Consider the following 21313-nt stretch of genomic DNA (forward strand, 5'->3'; position numbering starts at 1 on the left):
TTCTTGAATAGCTTTGAGATTATGTTCTTCTAGTACGCTATTTAGATTACTTAATACCGTACCCCCCCCCGAAACTTAACTTTTCTGAATCTACTATTTTATTCTTCAAATCTTTTGATTTTGAAATATATGTTACATTATATTTCTTTACTATATTCTCTACTGCTTCTTGCAAACTTATCTCTTTTGCATTTGCAAAAGAACTTCCTAACATCAATGATGTTACAACTGACATGAAAACTTTGTTTTTCATCTTAAATCCTTTGTATTAATTTTGAGAATTTGTTTCTCTATATAGTAAGACGATTTAAATGAAAAAAATGGACAATTTTTGCAAAAGAATTTTGAAATTTGTTAGTTCGAGTTACTTTTGGTAACAAAATTATATATATTTAGTAATTCATTATACAAGATTTAAAATCATAAGAATTTATATAAACCTATAAATTAATACCATTTAGCTATACTTTGCAAAATTTTTAAGAAAGTAAAGAACAAATATTATGAATATAGTATCAAAAGATGCACCAGTAGAAGTTTCAATATCAAAAATGAAAAAAATCTTAGATGATTTTGGATATAAAGTAAAACTATCAAAAGAAAAAAATCCAGTAAAAAATAGCTTCTCTATAAACTTAAGCTTTGAAGGAGCAAATAATTATATATTTTCAAATGGAAAAGGTTCTATATTAAATTCTTGTTTAGCTAGTGCTTATGGAGAATTTATAGAAAGATTACAAACAAATCTATATTTTAATGACTTTTATTTGGAAGATAGAAAATTTTTTCCTGATCAAAAAGAGTTCAGTATTGATGAAGATTTTTTCCCAGATGAATTAAAAAAACAATATGATACAAAAGATTTTGAAAATGAAGATTTTTTGGATTTTAATTCAAATAGCTTTGATAAAATAGTATCTATACCATTTGTAAATCAAACTACTAAAGAAAAAATATATTTCCCTACAAGCCTTTTATCAAATCTTTTTGCAAGTAATGGCTTATCTACTGGAAATACACAAAATGAAGCAAAGGTTCAAGCTCTTTGTGAGATTTTTGAAAGATATGTAAAACTAAAAGTTATAAAAGAAGGTTTGGCTTTACCAAAATTTCCAAAAGAGATTATAGAAAATTTTCCAAAAATAAAAGAAGACATAAAATCCTTAGAACAAAATGGCTATAAATTAAAAGTTTATGATGCCTCACTTGGTGGAATTTTTCCAGTAACTGCAATAGCTTTTATAAACCCAAAAAACAATACACTTTTCTTATCTTTTGGAAGCCATCCTATTTTAGAAGTATCAATTGAAAGAACTTTAACTGAACTATTGCAAGGAAGAGAAATAAATGAACTTGATAGCTTTGAAAAACCATCTTTTGATATGAGAGAAATAAGCTCATCATCGAATTTGGAATCACATTTTGTGGACTCAAATGCAAAAGTAGGAATACAATTTTTAAGTACAAAAAAATCATATTTATATACTCCGTGGAAATTCCACAATGAAAATAGTGCTGAACAATTTATATTTTTAAAAGAGATTTTAGATAAAAAAAATAAAACTATATATTTAAGAGAATATGATTATTTAGGATTTTACTCTTGTCAAATGATAGTTCCAAATTTTTCTGAAGTTTATCCACTTGAAGATATGATTTATAACAATAAAAACCAAGGAAAATTAATCCGTGATTTTATTTTAAATAAAGATAATTACGATTTAGAAGATTTATTAACTCAAATTGATGGTTATGATGATTCTGTAAATGTTGGAGCATTTATTGGTGTTATTTTTAAAGAAGACTTTTCTCTTTTTGACTTTAAAGCTGATATTTTAATAAAACTAAAAGAGTATGAAGAAGCCATTTTTAATTTAGAACAAACAAATAAAAGCTTTAACTATCTTTTATCACAACTTCTAAGAATGTACCAAAACAAGCTAAATTTAGAAGATTATTTAGAAGCACTTGATGATATTTTTAGTAAAAAAGATGTTGAAAAAGCATTAAAAATCATAGAAGGTAAAAGTTCTTTAATAAATCTGGAATTTGCAGATGAATATAAAAATATATTAGCTTTATTTGATTCTAAAAAAGAGAAATTTTAATTTCTCTTTTTAGTGTTTGTTATAAAACTTCATCTGTTTGATAGTCTGCATATCTATATTTGAAGCTCTATTTTCTAACTTTTGAGTGAGTTTATCTCTTTTTTCATCATTTAAGTTTTGCCCTACTTTGATTTTACAAGATATATTTTGTGGTTTTAACCTAATAACAGTAACTTTATCCAACATTTTTGTGTACATTGCTTTATCATAAGATATCTCTTCATAACCACCATCATTTTGTAATTTTTTCATCAAATCATTTAAAACTTTAGCTTTATCATCACCATTTTCTACAAAACTTAAACTTCCTTCAAGCAAAACAGACGCAAAAAATTGAGTTGCAGGACAAGCAGCAACTGTATCAAAAAAATATGAGGGAATAGTAGAGTATGGCTGTACAACTAAAAAAGCACCATTGGGATTCTCTTTTATAGTATCTATTTTTTTACCTTCATTGCTTCCATGAAAGTAAATAGAACCTTCAAAATATACAAAATTCAAAGCTACACAATATGGTTTCCCTTCACTAATCAAACTCAAGGTTCCATATTCACAAGTTCCTAAAACTTCATTTATACTATTTTCATCTTTTACATCAAACTCTGCTCTTCTCATTTTATTCCTTTTATGTTGTTTGATAAGATTCTAAGATCTCTATTTTCATAACTGCTCTTGCCCATTCAAATTTAGATTTTATATCTTCATATTCTTTTATATCATTTTGAATAAAAGCTTTTCCAATTATTTTAACTCCCATACCCATTCCATGAAGTCCCATAAGTTCTTTTGTTCCAATTACAACTATAACTTTATTATCATTTTTAAGAGATTCTTCCATTTTAAACATTCCTGCAACTGGAACAAAAATCTCATTATTTTTGAAAATCACATATGAATTCCAAGTATTTACAATATGCGGAAAATCATCACCTTTAGCTACAACACTAAAAACTCCTTCATAGTTTAAAATAGATTCTATTTTTTTCTTCATATTCTTTCCTAAATATATTTTTCACTTATTAAAAGTGCTTGTTTGTAAAGTATAATCCCTTTTAATTTCTACAATACTTATCTTATAGTCTTTAAAAATAGATTCTCTACCTTTTTTCTGTGCAGCTGCATGGTCAATATTTTTCTTCCAATTTAAAATAGATTTTTCATCTTCCCAAAATGACAAAGATAAAAGCTTATTTTCATTAGCTAAAGATTGAAATCTCTCTATACTAATAAATCCTTTTTCTTTTATTAATTGTTCTTTTAAGATAGAAGCAATTTTCAAATATTCATCTTTTCTATTTTCCAATATCTCAACTTCAAAAATTACACCAAACATAATAAACACTCCTTCCTAAGTTTTTTGTTTGTATAATATCAATTATTTGTACTTTATAAAAGATACATTTTTTATTATTTTAATAAGGACACTTTTGTATAAATTTGAACAAAATCAAACTCCACTTTATTTACAACTTTATAATCAAATAAAAGAAGATATAGAAACTAAACTAAAAGCAGGAGCAAAACTACCTTCTATTAGAAAACTATCAAATGAATATAACCTAAGTAAAACAACTGTACAAACGGCTTATAACCAACTTTATGCTGAAGGTTATATAGAAAGTAAAAAAAATAGTGGCTATTTTATTTGTGAAGATATTATTCAAAATTTTCAAATAAATTTAGATAATAAAGAAAGAGATGTAATAGAGGATAATAGTTATAAAATAGATTTTTTTCCTGCAAGTTTATCTAAAAACTCTTTTCCAAAACAAACTTGGTTAAAGCTTTACAATAAAGCAGTAAAAAACGATATTCACTATGGGATTTATCATGATATTCAAGGAGAATTAGAGTTAAGAGAAGAGCTAGCAAAATATCTTTTATCTTCAAGAAATGTTATTTGTAAAGCTGAACAAATCATTCTTACAAGTGGTTTTACAGATAGTTTATTTATTGTTTCAACTATTTTGAAATCTTTTACAAAAAAAGTTGCTGTTGAAAAGCCTTGCTATAAAACTGCTAGAAAAGTATTTGAATTACAAGATTTTGAAATAGAAGATATTTCAATAAACCAAAATGGATTGGATTTATCACTTTTACAAAATATATCTTCAAAAGCTTTATACCTTACTCCATCACATCAATTTCCAACGGGAGTTACTATACCAATTTCAAATAGAATAAAACTTTTAAATTGGGCAAAAGAAAATAGTGTTTTTATAATAGAAGATGATTATGATAGTGAACTAAGCTACTACAATCGCCCTATTCCATCTATGCAAGGTTTAGATAATTTTGGAAATGTTATCTATCTTGGAACTTTTTCAAAAGCTCTATCTCCAGCTTTACGAATCTCTTATATAGTTTTACCTACAAAACTACTTCATATTTATAAAAAATCTTTTGACTTTAGATTTTCTCAAATTTCTATTGATATTCAAAAAACTTTAACACTATTTCTAAAAGAAGGTTATTGGGACAAACATTTAAGAAAAATTAGAAATATAAATAGGAAAAAACACCACATTATGAAAGATTATTTAAAAGAGTTTTTAGGTGATGATATAAAAATTTTACGAGAAGGAAGTGGATTAAACATCCTAATAAAACCAACTTTTACTATGAACTTAGAACTTTTAGAAAAGTTATGTCTTAAAAACAAAATAAAAATCTATTTTAAAGAATTTTTCAATTTAGAAAAAGTTATAGCTTTAGGATTTGGTGGATTTGAAGAGTTTGAAATAAAAGATGCAATAAAAACTTTCAGTAAGATTTGGTTTGAAGCTAAAAAACAAAATCTTATGTATGATAATAACTAAATTGTTCATCTTTATCACCCATTTCATATCTTTTTTGTAAAGAGTTTTTAAATTGATATCCTAACTCCTCACAATTTAAAGCTTTTAAAGTCAAATTTTCATCAATCATTGGGTTTACTATGATTTTATTTAGTTTTTCAATAGTTAATTCTGGATTTATCCTACTTTCTAGGTAAATTTCATCACCTTTTGAAATATTTCCTTCTTTTAAAACCTTTGCATAAAATCCTGTAAATCCACTTTCAAAAATAAACTTTGTCATATTTTTTTGTTCTGTATTTGCACTAAGTTTCCAGCAAGGTTGTCTTGGTTGTGTGATTTGTACTTGTGCATCGCCAATTTTTAATATATCACCAATACAAATATCTTTTTCACAAATTTCATCAAGTATCAAATTCTCCCCAAAATATGCCATATTTGTCATATCAAAACTATTATTAAAATGTGAATTTATATTTTGATAAGTTAATTTTGAAAATAAGAAAAGTGCTTTATTAACTCCTCCATGATGGAGTAAATCAGCTTGAAAATCATCAATAAAACCATTTTTTGATAAATATGCTTTTGAAACTGGATATTTTTTTATACCAGAAACAAGCTCTTGCCTTTTTTGATTTTCAAGTTTTGTGATAGTTACATTTCCTACTTTTATGTACAAAATAGTTGATATTTTTGTAGCCATTTTCCATACTCCAAATTTTGTATATTGGAAGTATAGAAAAATGAAAGAGTTTTTACAATCTGTTAATTGCTAATTTTATAGTTCACTCATCTTTGCTTCAAATTCACTATTTATGCTCTCAATTTTTTGCATAACTTCTAAAATCTCATTCTCTACTTTTGTTTTATCTACTCCAAAAAGTGTAGAAGCAAGGCTTTCTAATTCTTCAATTTTAGCTTTGAGAGGTTTTAAATCTTGGCTTTTTTTAGCTACTAATTCAGCTCTTAACTTTTTACTCTCTTTTTTATTTATCTTTGGCTTATCTTTTTTTTCATCTTTATTTGAAGTTTTTGTAGGTTTTTTATCATCAATATCATCACCCCAACCTATTTTTTCTAAAAATTCATCATAAGTTCCATTGAAATAATCAGCTCCATCATTTGTAAAAACTATCAATCTATCACAAACTTTTCTAAGTAATTCTTCACTGTGAGTTACAATGATACTTGATCCTTGGAAATCTTTTATTGCTGTTGTAAGTGCTTCAATAGACTCAATATCCAAGTGATTTGTAGGTTCATCAAGAAATAGTAGATTTACATCTTTTGCTATAATTTTTCCTAGCATTACCCTACTTTTTTCTCCACCAGATAAAAGTGAGATTTTTTTCTTTGCATTATCTCCACTAAACATCATAATTCCACAAATATTTCTTATTGTTGATTCAGGTAACTTCACATTTACAGAGTGAATTTCATCCATAATTGTATTGTTCATATTTAAATGATTTATATTTGTTTGTCCAAAATGCCCAAAAACTGTACTTGGATGATATTCAATATTTCCACTTAAAGCTTTTAACTCACCTGCAATTACATTTAAAAGTGTTGATTTTCCTTTTCCATTTTTTCCTATAATTCCCAAAGTTTCACCACGACTTAGTGCAAAAGTTATATCTTTAAAAAGCAGATTTTCTTTTGTATATCCAAAACTTACATCTTTTACTTCAAGTAAAAACTTAGCACTTGTATCTTTGTAGTTAAAATCAAATTTTAAATCTTTGTCATATTCAATATCTTCTAAAATATCCATTTTTTCAAGTATTTTTACTTTCGATTGAGCTAAAGTAGCTGTTGCTGCCCTTGCTTTGTTTTTAGCGATAAACTCTTCTAAATCTTTTATTTTTTTCTCTTGAGCAATTTTTTGCTTTTCATAATGCTCTTCATTTGCTTCTAATTGTTCAAAGAATTTTTGAGTTCCACCAGCAATAATAAAAGCATTTTTTCTAATAATCCCCATAGTATGAGTACAAACACTATTCATAAAATCTCTATCGTGAGTAATAAGTATAACTTCACCATCAAAGCTTTTTAAAAACTCTCTAAGCCAACGAATAGAAAGGATATCTAGGTAGTTTGTAGGCTCATCAAGAAGTAACATATTTGGTTCAGTTAAAAGTAATTTTGCTAAATTGATTCGTATTTGGTAACCACCAGAAAAAGATTTTGGCTCTTTTTGTAAATCTTCTTCACTAAATCCAAGTCCAAAAAGTATTTTTTCAGCTTTATAAATATTGTATTTATCATCTTCATTTAAAGCCAAAGCTGTTTCATCTATCAAAGTTTTTTCTGTAAAATCAAAATATTGTTTTAAAGCACCTATTTTATAATTTTTTGGTGTTGCTATATCTCCACTATCTTGATGTTCTTCACCAAGGATAAGTTTGAACAATGTAGATTTCCCAGTTCCATTTCTCCCAACTAGTCCAACTTTATCACCTTTATTTAGTCGTAAGTTTAAATCACTGTAAAGTTGGCTTGTTGGATAACTTTTTGATATGTTTATTAGTTCTATCATATTTTTCTCTTTTTTATTTTTTAGGGCGAGATTATATTAAATTTTTAGTTATAGATTGGTTATATCTAATTTACAAAAGAAAATTCATTAAGGATAAAATATATACATATTATTAAAAATATAAATGTAAGAAATATTACAAATAAACTCTCAAGATTTTTTATTTTATTATGTTTATAGAAAATATTTTTCTCTTTTTTCTTCAATTTCATAGCAAATATTATCTAACAATAACTTAATAAAGCAAATTATTTGCCTTTATAGGCATATAAAATAAAATTATTATCGAATTTTATTTATATAATTAATTTTATATCATCTTTGTATGAAACTAACCCAACAAGATATAGCAAGAATATTAAATATTACTCCAATGACACTAAGAAATTGGAAAAAAGACAAACCAAGACTTTATGAAATAGTTATGAAAGGTTTTGCATTTGAAGAAGCAGTAAAAAAAGCTCAACAAAATGCAGATGAACTAAAAGAGTTAGAAGAGAAATTTAAAATTAAAAAATAAAGTAGCAAAAGCTACTTTAAAAGGTTTTCAAAACTATATGTTTCATTTTCATTTGGAAGTATATGTTTTAAAACTCTTGAATATTTTCCTACAAATTCAACTTTTGGATATTTATTTGCAACTTTTAGCAAAATTTCATTTTGTCTTAACCAATCAAGCTCAACTGGAACTCCATCTATCCAAGCACAAGTTATAAGTAAATCATCAATTCGATCTAAATTAACATTAATATTTTTGCTATATTTTGCATAAAGTTTTAAATATGCTGTTTCAACACTTTGTGGTTTTGTATCTTCAAAAATAAATACAACTTTAAAATCATCAGCACTAAGTCCACTTTCTATTGGTAAAGATGCTAAAGTTGATATAACTTGCAAGTTTTTATGTTGCTCTTTTTCTTCATAAAATGGCTTATAACTCTCTACGCAATATGACAAAAAACTATCAGTCAAATCAAAAACTGCTTCACTTTTTGTTATATCAAATACAACTCCACTTTGTTTTATAGCATTTAAAAAAATTGCTGCACTTGCACTATTTTCATTCCAGTTTATAGTAGGATATGTAACTTCTAAGATACTATTTTTATTCAAAACTCCTCTGCTTACTCTAGCTATTGCAAATGCCAGTGGTTCTTTATACCAACTTTGTTTTTTTATATCTTCAACTAAATTTTTAAAATCATCTTTTGTAGTTACCATTTTATCTCCTTTGTTTTATTGATTTTACTAAATTTTTAATAAATAGTATCCATATCTATAGAAGCATCACTTGATTTTATAGAGTGCAAAGCTTTTAATAGTGCTTTTGTATTGTTTGAACGAAGTAAAATCTCATATCGGTATTTGTTTGCTATTTTAAAAATAGCACACTCTCCAAAACCTATAACTTCAATATCTTGTATAGTTTTAAATATATTTACAGCTTCAAAAGTTTCATCTTTTGCCTTTAAGCCATTTTTATTTGAAAAAACTACACGTGCAAGTTTTACAAAAGGTGGATATAAATCTTTTCTAAACTCCATCTCACTTTGTAAAAACTCCAAATAGTTTGATTCTTCCAAATAGTATTTGAAAAAATCTTCATTTTTTGTCTCAATTATAACTTCACCAAATCCACTTCTTCCACTTCTTCCTGATATTTGAATAAGTAAAGATAAAGCTTTTTCTCTAGCTTTATATGAATTCATATTTAAAACAAAATCTATTCCTAAAACAACTGCTAGTTTTACATTGTGATAATCATGCCCTTTTGAAAGCATTTGAGTACCAACTAAAATATCTATTTTATTGTCATTAAAATCTTTTAGTGTACTTTTCAATACTTTTTCACTTTTTATCTCATCTTTATCAAACCGTTTTATAACTTTATTTGGAAATTCTAGCTTTAAAAACTCTTCAATTTCTGCTGTTCCAACTCTATGATTTTTGATGATTCCAGTTTTACAAGAGGGGCAAAACTCTGGTATTTTTTGAGTATATCCACAATAGTGGCACTTCAATGCCAAATCATTTTTATGTAAACTCATAGAAACACTACAAAATGGACATTCAACACTTTTCCCACAATCAAAACATATCTGATGTTTAAAATTTGCACGAGTTGGCAAAAAAACTATTGCTTGATTCCCACTTTTTAAAGTATTATCTATTTTAGCTAAGCTTTTTGGACTGATTGTTTGGCAATTTGCTTCAAAAATATACTCTTTTTTTGTCTCAAAAAATGTCTTATCAAGGTTAAAATATGGTATTTTGTAAAAAGAACCAATAGATGGAGTTGCACTTCCTAAAATAAGTCTTATATCATACTTTTTAGCTATGTAAATACTCAAATCTTTTGCATTATATCTTGGAGTTTGATCACTTTTATATGAATCATCATGTTCTTCATCTACGATTATTAATTTGAGATTTGAATATGGTAAAAAAAGTGCTGATCTTGCTCCTGCAATTAGTTTTATACTTCCATTTTGAAGTCCTAAAAGTATCTCTTTTTTCTTTTTAGCACTTATCTTTGAGTGCCATATAGCAACACAATCTCCAAAAACTTTCTCCAATCTTTTTTGCATTTGTGGAGTTAAAGATATTTCAGGCATCAAAAGTATAGCTTGAGAGTTGTTTTTTAGATTTTCTTCAATAGTTTTTATATATATTTCAGTCTTTCCAGCTCCAGTTGAAGCAAAAAGTAAAGCTTGTTTTTTTTCATCTAAAAACTCTTTTGCTTTTTGTTGAAAACTTGATAATTTAATTGAGCTATCTATTTTTATATCAATATTTTCATCTTTTATATTTTTATTAAAGCCTTGAAAAATACTCAAAGCATAACCAAGAGAGCAAATATAATATTTTGATATAAAATTTGCTATTTCAATCATATAAGAAGAGTAAAATTCATCACAAATTTCTAAAATATTGCTACAGTTAAACTCTGGTTTTTCAACCTCTTTTATAACAACTGCCTCAATAAAATTTTTCCTATTTGCAAGTTGCACTAAAACTTTTGAACCAATCGAAATATCATCTTTACTTTGAAATGTAAGATTTTGCAAAGGCGATTTCAATATAGCAAGTTCATAATAATTCATTCTAACTCTTTACAATCTATTTCTTTACTTGAACAGATAAAATCACCATTGTTTAAATAAAACTCATAAGTTTTTGAAGAAGTAAAAAATATATATTTACTATTTGATACTTTTGCCCAAGAGCCTTTTTCTTTATCTTTTGTTGATGTAGATATGATAGGCATTTTTAAGATATTTGAAAACAAATCTTCATTTTTTATATCTATTTTAGCACTATCTAAAGAATTTATATAACTATTTTCTTGTGCTAAAACCCTTTTTGTCTTCTTTTTTTGCAAAGCATTTTTTATTAAAACTACATCTGATTTCAATTTCAAAATATCATTTTTTTCTAAATAAACACTCATTTTTGGTAAAATAAAAGATAATAATATAGCCACTATTACAATGGTTATGACGATTTCCAAAGTTGAAAATGCTTTGAGTTTAAACTCCTGCAAGTTTATTTGCAATGTCCTCAACCTCTTTTTTAAAAGTTCTATATTCTTGAGTAAGTTTTAAATATGCAAGTAATAAAGCTTTTGTTTCATTGTTTTTATTTATATCTAAATACTTGCAAAGCTCTTGTTCAAGCTCTTCATCAGCTGTTATCGTATAAGCCATATTATTTATATGAAAAGTTAGTTCTTTAGTCACTTTTGAGCCTTTATAAGTGTTAGTGTACTATCTATTTTTAAAATCATATCTTGATTATTTCTTTCTAATTTATCATTTTCATCTATCAATTCTTGAATTTGTTGCTCCAAAGCTATTTTTTCAAGTTTTAATTTTTCATGTTCATACAGTAAATTATCAATTCTATCATTTAAAATTTTAATAATTTCCATTCTTTTTTCCAAATTATTTATGATACAAACTCTTCTAAATTATCATCTTTAATATAAACTTTTGCAATTTCATAAAGTGTCGCAACAGATTTTCCCCACGCTGAATAATTGTTTACTTCTTCAGCAGAAATTCCAAAATCTTTTGCTAATTTATCTATCACAATTTGTTCATTTATATTGAAATTTCTATCAATATGTATTAAAATCATCAACTCTAATATAACTATTTTTTTACTTTTTAAGCTTTTAAAATTTTTTAAAGTATCTTCTAAACTAAAACTACTAATATCAAAAGAATCAATATTTTCAATACCCATTTCATCACAATACTCTAATATAATATCTTCTTCATCTTTTCCAAAATTATTATCAATTCTTGCTAAATAGTGTGCTAGTTGTAAAAAGGCAAATTTTTCTCTTGCTTGAAGTTTCATCAATAACATATTTTATATCCTATAATTTTTATAATATTCCCTTATTATAGTATATTTTTTCTAATTTGTGGTAAACATAAATTTCAATTTTTATTATTTAATTCTTATTTTAGGATTCTATAAAAATAAATTTATATTTAATTTATAAAATATTAGTTTTTAAAACAATAAAAATGTAACTAAATGAATATTTCAAATAAGATTCTTTTATCTTATTTATAACTTTTTCTTTTTTTAATCTTGTTATAAGTAACTTGTTTATATTTTAAAATAATTATTTAAACTCCATCAAAGGAACCCTATGCTGAAAAATGTTTCTACTAGAAAAAAGTTATTTTTGTTGCCAATAGTATTTGTTGTTGTAATTATTGCATGTACCTCGATATTTCTGTATTTTGAGAGCAATGCAAGTAAAAGACAAAATGTCGTTAAACAAACAGATGTACTAATACAACAAATGTTAAAAGGGCGAATTTCTGTCTATCAATTCTTACAAAATCCAGATCAACAAGCTGTATTAAATGTTAGAAATAATTTTTCAGAACTTCAAGAAAATCTTAGAGATTTGAAAACTAAATTAATAGAACAAGACAATATAGTTTTAGTTGGAGAACTTTTAGATTTATCTGGAAGATATTTATATCTATTTGACAGAATGTATCCTATAAAAATTGATGAATCAAATGGAAATTTAGAAAATAAAGAAAAACTTCCAAATAGTATAAAAGAAATTGCAAATGTAGGTCTTATATTAGAAGATAAATTAAATTTGATAAGTATAAAATCTGCTGAACTAAGAGATAAAACAATTAAAGAGATGGATATTGCGCTTATTATAACTATCTTGTTATCTATCATTTTCTTTGCAACTTTCTCATTGTATCTTGCAAATGAACTCATTAAATCTTTAGCAAATTTCGAAAAAGGGCTATTGAGTTTTTTTGATTTTATCAATAAAAATAGCAATGCTAAAATAGAATATTTGGATGATAGTTCAAAAGATGAATTCGGTACTATGGCAAGAGTTGTAAATGAAAATATTGAAAAAACTAAAATAACTTTAGAATCAGACAAAAGATTTTTAAGTGAAATTGATGCAATTGCAGAAGATATAAAAAATGGTTTTTTAAATAAAAGACTAAATAATAAAGTTGAATCTCACAATCTTGAATCTTTAAGAGAACATTTAAATGATATGTTTCATAGTTTACAAATAAAAATTTGTACAAATATAAATCATGTTACTCAAGCACTTGAAAGCTATGCAAAACTAGATTTTACATATAGAATACCTAATTGTAGAAGTGGTGTTACTACGGGATTGAATAAACTTGCAGATATTATAAGTGAAATGTTAGTGGATAATAAATCAAATGGTTTAACATTAAATGAAACTAGTATGATTTTATTAAAAAATGTTGATATTTTAAATAAAAATTCAAATGAAGCAGCTGCTGCTTTAGAAGAAACAGCGGCTGCAATAGAAGAGATTACAAGTAATATTTCAAGTAATACAAATAATGTTATTCAAATGTCAAAAATAGCTTCAAATGTTACATCTTCGGCTAATCAAGGTGAAAAATTGGCAAATCAAACAACACAGGCTATGAATGAACTTGATAAAGAAGTAAATGCCATAAATGAAGCAATAAGTGTAATTGACCAAATAGCATTCCAAACAAATATTTTAAGTCTAAATGCAGCAGTTGAAGCAGCAACAGCAGGAGAAGCTGGAAAAGGATTTGCAGTTGTTGCACAAGAAGTTAGAAATCTAGCTTCAAGAAGTGCTGAAGCTGCACGTGAAATAAAAAACCTAGTTGAAAGTGCAACTTTAAAAGCAGATCAAAGTAAAAAAATAGCCGAAGATATGATAATTGGTTATAAAGATTTAAGTGAAAATATAGATGCAACAATAGAACTAATAAAGGGTGTTGAAGCTTCAAGTAAAGAACAACTTACTGGAATTGAACAAATAAATGATACTGTAAGTTCTTTAGATAGTCAAACTCAACAAAATGCAGCTATTGCAACTCAAACTTATGATATTGCTGTTCAAACAGATACTATGGCTAAGTTAATTGTTGCAAATGCTGATGATAAAGAATTTGTAGGAAAAAATGAAGTAAAAGCTAAAGTACTTTCTAATAATCAAGAAATTAAAATTCCAAATATAGCTAAAACAGAGATAAAAAAAATAGCTCCTCAAAAAAAAGAAAATGACGATGAATGGACAAGTTTTTAAAACTTGTCCATTTTAGATTATTTTGAACTTCTACCTAAAAACTCTGAAGCTTCTGTAATTATCATAAAAGCATCTGGGTCATATTTACTTATCAAATTTTTTAGCAAATCAATCTTACTAGCTTCAACTGTAACATAAATAATAGTTTTATTTTGTCCTTGATGAAGTCCAATTCCTGTTAAAATAGTACCATGTTCTTCAATTCTTTCCCTAATTTGTTCTTTTAAAACTTCTACATTATTTGAAACAATATTTACTATCTTCTTTGAAGGTCGTCCAGTTAATATCATATCAATAACTCTAATTCCCACATAAACACTAAGCATACTATAAAGTGATTTATCTATATCGTTATATACAAAAACTGAAGCAAACATAATAGTTGCATCAATAGCTAATAAAACTTCAGCTGCTTTGAATTTTGTCTTTTTAGCAACTATTTCTCCAACAACCGAAGTACTTCCAGTCGAAGCTCTTCCTTTTATAACTAATCCTACACCTAAACCTATAAAAATACCACCAAAAATAGATGCTAATAAAATATCATTTGTCATAGCTTTTATTTGTAAAACTTCCTTAAATATATCCGTAAAAGTTGATAAAAGAATAACTACAATAAATGTTTTAAATAAATAGTATTTTCCAAAATAAATATAAGACATAATCAAAAATGGAATACTAACTATTGCCATAAAAATACCTAAAGTAATTTGTGGGAAAAGTGCATGTAAAAGTAAAGAAATTCCTACTCCACCACCTGTAATTATCTGATTTGGAGATAAAAAGCACACTGTTCCAAATGCCATTGCTAATGAGCCCAAAACTATAAATATATAATGTTTTAAATTTATTTTTTTCATATTTTTCCTAATAATTTACCAGCTAAAAAGCCACTTGAAAAAGACCATTGAAGATTATACCCACCACATGGTCCATCAATATCAATTACTTCTCCACAAAAATATAAACCATCTATTAAACGACTTTGCATAGTTTTAGAATCTATCTCTTTTAGGCTTATTCCACCTCTTGTTATCATAGCTTGTTTAAATCCATCATGACCAATAATAGTAAAAGGTGTCCAAGCCAAAGTTTTGATTAGCTTTTCTCGCTTAATTCCTTCAATTTGTTTAAATCGTAAATCATCTTTTATCTCACAAATATTTAAAATCTCTAGTGCAACGCTACTTGCCAATAATGTTTCTAAATTTTGTAAGATATTATTTTGTGGATTTTTTACTATTTCATCTTTTAATTGCTTATAAATCTCTTCTTCATTTCTACCTTTTAAGAAACTTATCAAAAGTGGAACTTCATCAAATGAAGCTAAAATCGGAGTAATTTCTCTAGCAAAATCTAAGATAACTGGACCTCTTAGACCTTGAGCCGTAAATATCAAATCACCAACTAACTTTAAATTTTTATATTTTGGAATATTTACTTTTAAAATAGCTTTTGAAATAGTATCAGCTTTGCAAGAAGCAAAGTTTTTCTCTTTTGTAAAAAGTGGCATCATAGCTGGATGAGTTTGTGTGATTGTGTGAGAAAGATTTAAAGCAAACTTATATCCATCTCCAGTTGCTCCAAGTGTTGGATAGCCTAAACCACCAGTTGCTATTATGATATTTTTTGATATAAAAGTTTCATTTAAAATTTTTACTTCAAAAAGTTCTTTATCTTTTTTTATCTCCAATATTTCTATTGAAGTTTTTACCTCAACTTTTTGATTTTCTAACTCTTTACTTAAAGCTTCTAATATGATAGTTGAACTATGATTTATAGGAAATATTCTAAAACCATCTCTTGCAATAGTTTCAACTCCAATAGAAGCAAAAAAATCTTGCAAATCTTTTTGGCTAAATTCATCTAAAGCACTTTGGATGAATCTTCCATTTTTGCCAAATTTAGCAATAAAATCATCTTGGCTTAGAGTATTTGTAAGATTGCATTTTCCTCCACCAGTTGCTTTTAATTTACTTGCAATTTTAGGAAGTTTTTCCAAAAGTAAAACGCTATTATTATTTTTGGCACAACTTATACTAGCCATTATTCCAGCAGCTCCTGCACCAACAACTACACAATCATAAATATTTTTCAAAATCAACCTTTTTTTAAATAGATGAAATTTTAGCTAGTTATTACAAATTTATCAATTTAATATATATTTAAATTGTTTTAAAATAAATAAGTATAATTCTCTTTATTTATTAAGGTGTAAAAATGAATGAAATAGTAAATTATAATAATTTAATAGAAATATCAAAAACAATATCAAACCCATTTTCAAGAGAAATCACTATATCCAAAATAAAAGAAGAGTTTGGTAATGGTTATTCAATTTTTTATGATTTAGGTAATGGAATTGCTGTTTTTATAAGAAATTTTATTCCAAAAAAAAATTTTACATTAATTGAAGAATCTAATATTGCAGGAACAAGTTTCATTTTTAATCTATCTTCAAATTTTACTTTTATATATAAAGATAAAAAACAATATATTGTAAACAAAAATCACTTTTTGACAGAGATTGCATCAGATAAATTTTATTGTGAAATTCCAATAAAAAAAAATGATCCATTTTCAGTATTTTTTATAGGAGTAAAAGAGGAACTATTTTTAAAACTTTCATATCCTATAAAAGATATTCAAGAATACATAAAAAAAGCTCATAAGAAGTGTTATTATATTTTAAACAAACTACAAATTGATACTTTTCAATTAGAACTATTTAATGATTTTATAGATGAAAATTCTTTTGAAGATATTTTAAAAAGTATATATTTAGAATCTAAAACTACAAATTTAATTCACTATACTATACAGAAAATAGCAAAAAATTTAAATACTTCACTAGATAATAATATATTATCTAGTTTAGAAAGAGCAAAAGAAATAATTATGAAAAATTATAATTTAAATCTATCTATAAAAGATATTGCTTATAAATCTGCGATAAATGAATGTTATTTAAAAAAATACTTCAAAATGCACTATGGAATAACTATTTTAGAAATGCTTCAACAAAGACGATTAGAAGTATCAAAAGAACTACTTAAAAAAAATCTTACAATGAAAGAAATTTTAGCAAAGATAGGATATAAAAATCTTGGACATTTTAATAAACTATTTTTTAATAATTTTGGAATATCACCAAATAATTATAAAAAACAACTAAATTAAAACCTACCTAGTTTTCCCTTTTAGGAATAATTTTTTCCTATTTTGGCAATATTAAATATTGATAACAACTATTTATTTATATATTATTCTTTATATTTTAATATTTAGGAGTATAAATGAAAAATAAAAATATATCTATTAAACTTTGTGTAATATTATTGGCAAGTACAACAATATTTGCACAAGAAACGACTAAAATAGATACCATAACAATAACGGAAAAACAAAGTTCTACTACATACAAAAATGATGACAAAGTAAATCTAAATAGAACAAAAATATCACAAGAAGATACAGCTAAATCTATTCAAATTTTTAATCAAAATTTTATAGATGATGCAAAATTACAAAATATTGATGATATTATAGAAATGTCATCAAATACAGTTTATACTGGTGATACAGATGGGAAATCAACAAATATTACAATAAGAGGGTTTTCAGGAACTCCAATACTTTTTGATGGTATAAAATATACAAATCAAATAGCTCATCCAGAAATCTTTAATTTTGAATTAGTTGAAATTCAAAAAGGTGCAGATTCATTACAATATGGACAATCAAGTCCAGGTGGATTGGTAAATTTAGTAAAGAAAAAACCTATAAAAACATCTTTAACTTCAATAGAGTTTGAAGCAACAGACAATCCATCATATAGTCCAAAACTTGATATTGGCGGTAGTCTAACAAATGATAATTCTTTATATTTTAGAATGCTTTCTGTTTTTAAATATGATAAAGGTTGGACAAATAGTAATACAAATACAAATAAATTATTTGTAGCTCCAAGTTTAGCTTATGACATAAATGATAATCATACTTTAACTTTTATAGCTGAATATACAGATGAAACAACACCAACAAATTTTGGAAGTAATGTAAATAGTAATGGTAAATTAGTTGCTCCCATTAAAAATGTAACTGGTCATCCTGATGAAAAATTTGAGACAACACAAAAAATTGTCGGGTTAGATTTTGATAGTATATATAATATTTGGAACTCAAATTTCAAATATCGATATTTTGATAATAAAAGAGATTATGGCAATGTTTACTTGCCACTAATGTATTTTGAGAACACTAATACAGTAAGAAGATTTGCAGCAGAACAAAAAACAGACTCTTCTGAACATGCTTTACAATATAGTTTAAATACAGAATTTAATTTGTTTGGTAAAAAAAACAACTTAAGTATAGGAGCTGATTATAATAAATCTTACTCTAAAACAATTTCTCGTGTAGTACAAGCTAGACCTTTCGATATTAGTATAGCAAATCCCATATATGAATCAAATATAATATCCGTAAATGATTTAGGATTTCCAATAAGAGATATGTCATCTTCAAAAACTTATGTAGAAAATTATGGAATATTTTTACAAGATAATATATATGTAACTGATGATTTAATATTTAGTGCTGGAGTAAGATATAGTGAAGTAAAACCACAAAATGGACAAAAAAGTGATGCTACAACTCCATCTTTTGGATTAATATATCATCTAACTCCACAAACAGCACTATTTACAAATTACTCTAAATCATTTACTCCAAATAGTCGTTTAGATTTAAATGGAAAAGTTCTAAATCCTGAAGAGGGGAAAAGTTATGAAATAGGATTTAAACAAAAACTATTTAATGACAATTTTGATTTAACAACATCTATTTTTAAAATAGAAAAAGAAAATGTTGCTGAACTCGATCCAAATGACATAACAAGAACAAGATATAAAGCTAGTGGAGAACAAGAAAGTAAAGGTTTTGAAATTGATTTAAGTGGAGAAGTTACAGAAGATTTACAAGTTATTGCTTCTTATGGATACACTGATACAAAAAATAAGGTTGTTAACGATAATGATTTAAGAAATGTTCCAAATCATACAGCAAACTTATTTTTAACTTATAAATTAACTGATTTGAATCTACCTAATTTTTATGTAGGTGGTGGAACAAGATATATAGGAACAAAATATGCAGATGATGCAAACAGTATAAATCTTGATAAAGCTATTATTTACAATGCGACAATTGGATATAAAAAAGGAAATTGGAAAGCTAACTTAAGTGTTCAAAACTTAACAGATAAAAAATATGTTGATGGTTCAGCTTCTGGTACTACAAGTGATACAAGAGTATATGTAGGAACTCCAAGAACATTTCTAGCTTCAATTTCTTATAAATTTTAAATAAAAAAACAAAGGATAAAAAATGAAAAATTTAAAAAAATTAGTGTTTATTAGTACAATATTGTCTTTAGGTTTTACGAATCTAAATGCTCATAATTTTTGGGTAAACTCTTTTGAGTCATTTTCTCATAAACCAGGTCATATTATCGTTGGTTTGGCTTGGGGTCATTCAATGCCAATGGATGATATTTTAAACTCTCCAAATGGAAGTGTTATTGTTGAAGAGTTTAAAATAACTTCACCAAATGGTGAAGTTACAAATCTTGATATTCCAACTAGTGAACCTAAAGAAGCAAATAAAAAAGCTAATAATTTTGATATTTTTAGTGCCGATATGGGATTACAAAAAATTGCATTAAAAGCAAATAGTCAAAAAGGTGTTTATAAAATAGAAGCAAAAAGTAAACCTACTTTTTATACTAAATATATAGATACAAAAGGAAAAGAAAGACTCAAGCTAACAACACTCGATAAAATCGATGATATTCAAAAAGTTTTAATGTCTTTAAAATTTGAAGCTTTTGCAAAATCTTATTTGACTATTGACAAATGGGAAGAACAAAAAGCAACAAATAAAGGACTTGAAATCATCCCAAAAACAGATTTATCAAATGTAAAAGTTGGGGATTTAGTAGAATTTGAAGTTTTATTTGAAGGAAAACCTTTAAGTGTAAGTGCTTCTAGCATAGATTTTATAACTGCTAGTAGTAACTCTTTTGGTCAAAATGACGGTTTTTCTTTAATGTCATACATAGAAAATGGAAAAGCACAATTTAGAGTCCAAAGTGCAGGACAATGGAGAGTTTCTTGTGAACATAAAGATAGTGTAACAAAAGATGGTGTTTTAAAAGATCTGTTTGGCAAAGTAGAGTATGTTTTCAATGGAGCAGCTTTAACTTTTAATGTAAAAGAATAATCTTAATATATTTTTGTATCAATCTTATAAATGAACAAAGATTGATACAAAATCTCTCATTATAAAAACATATATCAAACATTTACTCATATATTCTTTTTTTTAAATAAATTTTAGTATTATAAAAACTTGATTTTAAATATATAGGATTGTTGTGCATATTTTTTTTATTTCTCTCTTTTTATCGTTAAATTTATCTGCGATTACTAATTTTTTTGAAAACAATTCTACTATTAAAGAAGCAAAAAATGAAAAAATAGTACTTCTTACTTTTGATGATGGTCCAATAAGTGCAACAAAAAATATTTTAAAAGTAGTAAAAGAAGAAAGTATCCCTGTGACTATGTTTTTTATTGGTTATCAAGTAGAAAATGCAAATAATATTTATAAAAAAGCTCTGAAAGAATCAAATATTACTATTGCAAATCATACATATTCTCATGCAAACAATAGATATAAAGAGTTTTATAGCAACCCTATTTCAGTTCTTGAAGATATAAAAAAATCAAACTCTTTAATGTCAAACAATGAAAAATCTATTTTACCAGTTCGTCTTGCAGGAAGAAATGTTTTTAGGTTACCAGAAATAAAAGTAAATGATTTTGCAATATCAAAAGAACAAACAAATATAGAAACTATTGCTTATGATGATATTTTTAATGAAGGTTTTCATATTTATGGATGGGATTTAGAGTGGGAATATGATGTAGATGGAGAACCAAAACAGACTCCAGAACAAATATTTTACTCTATGGAAAAGATTTACAAAAGTAAATTAACTATCAAAGAAAATAAAGTAATCCTTTTGATGCATGATATTATGTTTTCTAGCCATTTTGAAGGTGAAGAAAATCTAAAAACTCTAATCACACTTTTAAAAAACAGTGGTTGGAGTTTTGAGAGTATCGAAAATTACTAAAATTACTCAATAATTTTTATTTTATTAGGAAAGATTGTATATTATTCCACTTTAAAAAAT

The 21313-nt window shown here is 25.7% G+C and carries 22 protein-coding genes; 8 read left to right on the forward strand and 14 right to left on the reverse strand.

The annotated features are described in order from the left end of the window. Positions 1 to 46: 46 nt before the first annotated feature. Positions 47 to 253, reverse strand: coding sequence for a hypothetical protein (locus tag ACNSOS_RS02485; RefSeq protein WP_418185817.1), 207 nt, complete (start codon positions 251 to 253; stop codon positions 47 to 49). Between the two features lie 250 nt (positions 254 to 503). On the opposite strand from ACNSOS_RS02485, the gene ACNSOS_RS02490 reads away from it, so the two are divergent. Further along, the gene (locus tag ACNSOS_RS02490) at positions 504 to 2108 is read left to right on the forward strand and encodes a YcaO-like family protein (RefSeq protein WP_418185818.1); all 1605 of its coding nucleotides are present in this window, start codon (positions 504 to 506) and stop codon (positions 2106 to 2108) included. A 9-nt stretch (positions 2109 to 2117) separates the two neighbouring features. On the opposite strand, the gene ACNSOS_RS02495 is transcribed toward ACNSOS_RS02490, so the two are convergent. Genes ACNSOS_RS02495 through ACNSOS_RS02505 form a run of 3 tightly spaced genes read right to left on the reverse strand, consistent with a single transcriptional unit; the run spans position 2118 to position 3441 of the window. Next, entirely contained in the window at positions 2118 to 2723 is a 606-nt protein-coding gene (locus ACNSOS_RS02495) for a pyridoxamine 5'-phosphate oxidase family protein (RefSeq protein WP_418185819.1), read from the reverse strand. 10 nt (positions 2724 to 2733) lie between these two features. Continuing rightward, positions 2734 to 3099 (reverse strand): FMN-binding protein, encoded by a 366-nt coding sequence (locus ACNSOS_RS02500; protein ID WP_418185820.1) that lies wholly within the window; start codon positions 3097 to 3099, stop codon positions 2734 to 2736. A gap of 21 nt (positions 3100 to 3120) precedes the next feature. After that, a complete protein-coding gene (locus ACNSOS_RS02505) occupies positions 3121 to 3441 on the reverse strand; it encodes an antibiotic biosynthesis monooxygenase family protein (protein WP_418185821.1) in 321 nt (106 codons plus the stop codon). 94 nt (positions 3442 to 3535) lie between these two features. Between ACNSOS_RS02505 and ACNSOS_RS02510 the strand changes: the two genes are divergently transcribed. Further along, positions 3536 to 4927: a PLP-dependent aminotransferase family protein gene (locus ACNSOS_RS02510; RefSeq protein ID WP_418185822.1), complete on the forward strand. Its 1392-nt coding sequence runs from the start codon at positions 3536 to 3538 to the stop codon at positions 4925 to 4927. On the opposite strand, the gene ACNSOS_RS02515 is transcribed toward ACNSOS_RS02510, so the two are convergent. Beyond that, the gene (locus ACNSOS_RS02515; protein WP_418185823.1) at positions 4908 to 5609 is read right to left on the reverse strand and encodes an MOSC domain-containing protein; all 702 of its coding nucleotides are present in this window, start codon (positions 5607 to 5609) and stop codon (positions 4908 to 4910) included. The two genes, ACNSOS_RS02510 and ACNSOS_RS02515, sit on opposite strands and share 20 nt — an antisense overlap. Before the next feature lie 75 nt (positions 5610 to 5684). Next, positions 5685 to 7445 (reverse strand): ABC-F family ATP-binding cassette domain-containing protein, encoded by a 1761-nt coding sequence (locus ACNSOS_RS02520; protein ID WP_113909933.1) that lies wholly within the window; start codon positions 7443 to 7445, stop codon positions 5685 to 5687. A gap of 325 nt (positions 7446 to 7770) precedes the next feature. On the opposite strand from ACNSOS_RS02520, the gene ACNSOS_RS02525 reads away from it, so the two are divergent. After that, the gene (locus tag ACNSOS_RS02525) at positions 7771 to 7965 is read left to right on the forward strand and encodes a hypothetical protein (RefSeq protein ID WP_113895112.1); all 195 of its coding nucleotides are present in this window, start codon (positions 7771 to 7773) and stop codon (positions 7963 to 7965) included. Between the two features lie 11 nt (positions 7966 to 7976). On the opposite strand, the gene ACNSOS_RS02530 is transcribed toward ACNSOS_RS02525, so the two are convergent. From ACNSOS_RS02530 to ACNSOS_RS02555, 6 genes are read right to left on the reverse strand one after another with little or no spacing between them, the layout of a single operon-like run. Then, complete coding sequence (locus tag ACNSOS_RS02530) at positions 7977 to 8666, reverse strand: tetrahydrodipicolinate N-succinyltransferase N-terminal domain-containing protein (protein WP_418185824.1); 690 nt, start codon at positions 8664 to 8666, stop codon at positions 7977 to 7979. 35 nt (positions 8667 to 8701) lie between these two features. After that, complete coding sequence (locus ACNSOS_RS02535; protein WP_418185825.1) at positions 8702 to 10549, reverse strand: primosomal protein N'; 1848 nt, start codon at positions 10547 to 10549, stop codon at positions 8702 to 8704. Further along, positions 10546 to 10956: a hypothetical protein gene (locus tag ACNSOS_RS02540; protein WP_418185826.1), complete on the reverse strand. Its 411-nt coding sequence runs from the start codon at positions 10954 to 10956 to the stop codon at positions 10546 to 10548. The genes ACNSOS_RS02535 and ACNSOS_RS02540 overlap by 4 nt, the downstream gene beginning before the upstream one ends. 19 nt (positions 10957 to 10975) lie before the next feature. Next, on the reverse strand, positions 10976 to 11185 hold the full coding sequence (locus ACNSOS_RS02545) for a hypothetical protein (RefSeq protein WP_113895108.1): 210 nt from the start codon (positions 11183 to 11185) through the stop codon (positions 10976 to 10978). Continuing rightward, entirely contained in the window at positions 11182 to 11376 is a 195-nt protein-coding gene (locus tag ACNSOS_RS02550) for a hypothetical protein (RefSeq protein WP_113895107.1), read from the reverse strand. The genes ACNSOS_RS02545 and ACNSOS_RS02550 overlap by 4 nt, the downstream gene beginning before the upstream one ends. Positions 11377 to 11393: 17 nt before the next feature. Continuing rightward, positions 11394 to 11819: a TerB family tellurite resistance protein gene (locus ACNSOS_RS02555; RefSeq protein WP_113895106.1), complete on the reverse strand. Its 426-nt coding sequence runs from the start codon at positions 11817 to 11819 to the stop codon at positions 11394 to 11396. Between the two features lie 292 nt (positions 11820 to 12111). Between ACNSOS_RS02555 and ACNSOS_RS02560 the strand changes: the two genes are divergently transcribed. Continuing rightward, complete coding sequence (locus ACNSOS_RS02560; protein WP_418185827.1) at positions 12112 to 14052, forward strand: methyl-accepting chemotaxis protein; 1941 nt, start codon at positions 12112 to 12114, stop codon at positions 14050 to 14052. Between the two features lie 17 nt (positions 14053 to 14069). Here the strand turns inward: ACNSOS_RS02560 and ACNSOS_RS02565 are convergent, their stop codons facing one another. Together ACNSOS_RS02565 and ACNSOS_RS02570 are read right to left on the reverse strand one after the other, a co-directional pair. Next, positions 14070 to 14912, reverse strand: a complete 843-nt coding sequence (locus ACNSOS_RS02565) for a YitT family protein (protein ID WP_418185828.1) — start codon at positions 14910 to 14912, stop codon at positions 14070 to 14072. Then, positions 14909 to 16150, reverse strand: coding sequence for an NAD(P)/FAD-dependent oxidoreductase (locus ACNSOS_RS02570; RefSeq protein WP_418185829.1), 1242 nt, complete (start codon positions 16148 to 16150; stop codon positions 14909 to 14911). The genes ACNSOS_RS02565 and ACNSOS_RS02570 overlap by 4 nt, the downstream gene beginning before the upstream one ends. A gap of 122 nt (positions 16151 to 16272) precedes the next feature. Between ACNSOS_RS02570 and ACNSOS_RS02575 the strand changes: the two genes are divergently transcribed. The 4 genes from ACNSOS_RS02575 to ACNSOS_RS02590 all read left to right on the forward strand — a co-directional run bounded on the left by ACNSOS_RS02575 (position 16273) and on the right by ACNSOS_RS02590 (position 21253). Next, positions 16273 to 17232, forward strand: coding sequence for a helix-turn-helix domain-containing protein (locus ACNSOS_RS02575; RefSeq protein ID WP_418185830.1), 960 nt, complete (start codon positions 16273 to 16275; stop codon positions 17230 to 17232). Between the two features lie 116 nt (positions 17233 to 17348). Further along, a complete protein-coding gene (locus ACNSOS_RS02580) occupies positions 17349 to 19418 on the forward strand; it encodes a TonB-dependent siderophore receptor (protein WP_418185831.1) in 2070 nt (689 codons plus the stop codon). A 22-nt stretch (positions 19419 to 19440) separates the two neighbouring features. Further along, entirely contained in the window at positions 19441 to 20334 is an 894-nt protein-coding gene (locus tag ACNSOS_RS02585) for a DUF4198 domain-containing protein (protein ID WP_418185832.1), read from the forward strand. 154 nt (positions 20335 to 20488) lie between these two features. Beyond that, positions 20489 to 21253 carry a polysaccharide deacetylase family protein gene (locus tag ACNSOS_RS02590; RefSeq protein ID WP_418185833.1) on the forward strand — a complete coding sequence of 255 codons (765 nt, stop codon included), beginning with the start codon at positions 20489 to 20491 and terminating at the stop codon, positions 21251 to 21253. Positions 21254 to 21313: the final 60 nt, after the last annotated feature.

Source organism: Aliarcobacter vitoriensis (genome assembly GCF_048320235.1).
GTDB lineage: Bacteria > Campylobacterota > Campylobacteria > Campylobacterales > Arcobacteraceae > Aliarcobacter > Aliarcobacter vitoriensis.

Bases quoted from the DNA above. Each gene is read 5' to 3' on its own strand.
- ACNSOS_RS02485 (WP_418185817.1), bottom strand. From the start codon at position 253: ATGAAAAACAAAGTTTTCATGTCAGTTGTAACATCATTGATGTTAGGA.
- ACNSOS_RS02490 (WP_418185818.1), top strand. From the start codon at position 504: ATGAATATAGTATCAAAAGATGCACCAGTAGAAGTTTCAATATCAAAA.
- ACNSOS_RS02495 (WP_418185819.1), bottom strand. From the start codon at position 2,723: ATGAGAAGAGCAGAGTTTGATGTAAAAGATGAAAATAGTATAAATGAA.
- ACNSOS_RS02500 (WP_418185820.1), bottom strand. From the start codon at position 3,099: ATGAAGAAAAAAATAGAATCTATTTTAAACTATGAAGGAGTTTTTAGT.
- ACNSOS_RS02505 (WP_418185821.1), bottom strand. From the start codon at position 3,441: ATGTTTGGTGTAATTTTTGAAGTTGAGATATTGGAAAATAGAAAAGAT.
- ACNSOS_RS02515 (WP_418185823.1), bottom strand. From the start codon at position 5,609: ATGGCTACAAAAATATCAACTATTTTGTACATAAAAGTAGGAAATGTA.
- ACNSOS_RS02520 (WP_113909933.1), bottom strand. From the start codon at position 7,445: ATGATAGAACTAATAAACATATCAAAAAGTTATCCAACAAGCCAACTT.
- ACNSOS_RS02525 (WP_113895112.1), top strand. From the start codon at position 7,771: ATGAAACTAACCCAACAAGATATAGCAAGAATATTAAATATTACTCCA.
- ACNSOS_RS02530 (WP_418185824.1), bottom strand. From the start codon at position 8,666: ATGGTAACTACAAAAGATGATTTTAAAAATTTAGTTGAAGATATAAAA.
- ACNSOS_RS02535 (WP_418185825.1), bottom strand. From the start codon at position 10,549: ATGAATTATTATGAACTTGCTATATTGAAATCGCCTTTGCAAAATCTT.
- ACNSOS_RS02550 (WP_113895107.1), bottom strand. From the start codon at position 11,376: ATGGAAATTATTAAAATTTTAAATGATAGAATTGATAATTTACTGTAT.
- ACNSOS_RS02555 (WP_113895106.1), bottom strand. From the start codon at position 11,819: ATGTTATTGATGAAACTTCAAGCAAGAGAAAAATTTGCCTTTTTACAA.
- ACNSOS_RS02560 (WP_418185827.1), top strand. From the start codon at position 12,112: ATGCTGAAAAATGTTTCTACTAGAAAAAAGTTATTTTTGTTGCCAATA.
- ACNSOS_RS02565 (WP_418185828.1), bottom strand. From the start codon at position 14,912: ATGAAAAAAATAAATTTAAAACATTATATATTTATAGTTTTGGGCTCA.
- ACNSOS_RS02575 (WP_418185830.1), top strand. From the start codon at position 16,273: ATGAATGAAATAGTAAATTATAATAATTTAATAGAAATATCAAAAACA.
- ACNSOS_RS02580 (WP_418185831.1), top strand. From the start codon at position 17,349: ATGAAAAATAAAAATATATCTATTAAACTTTGTGTAATATTATTGGCA.
- ACNSOS_RS02585 (WP_418185832.1), top strand. From the start codon at position 19,441: ATGAAAAATTTAAAAAAATTAGTGTTTATTAGTACAATATTGTCTTTA.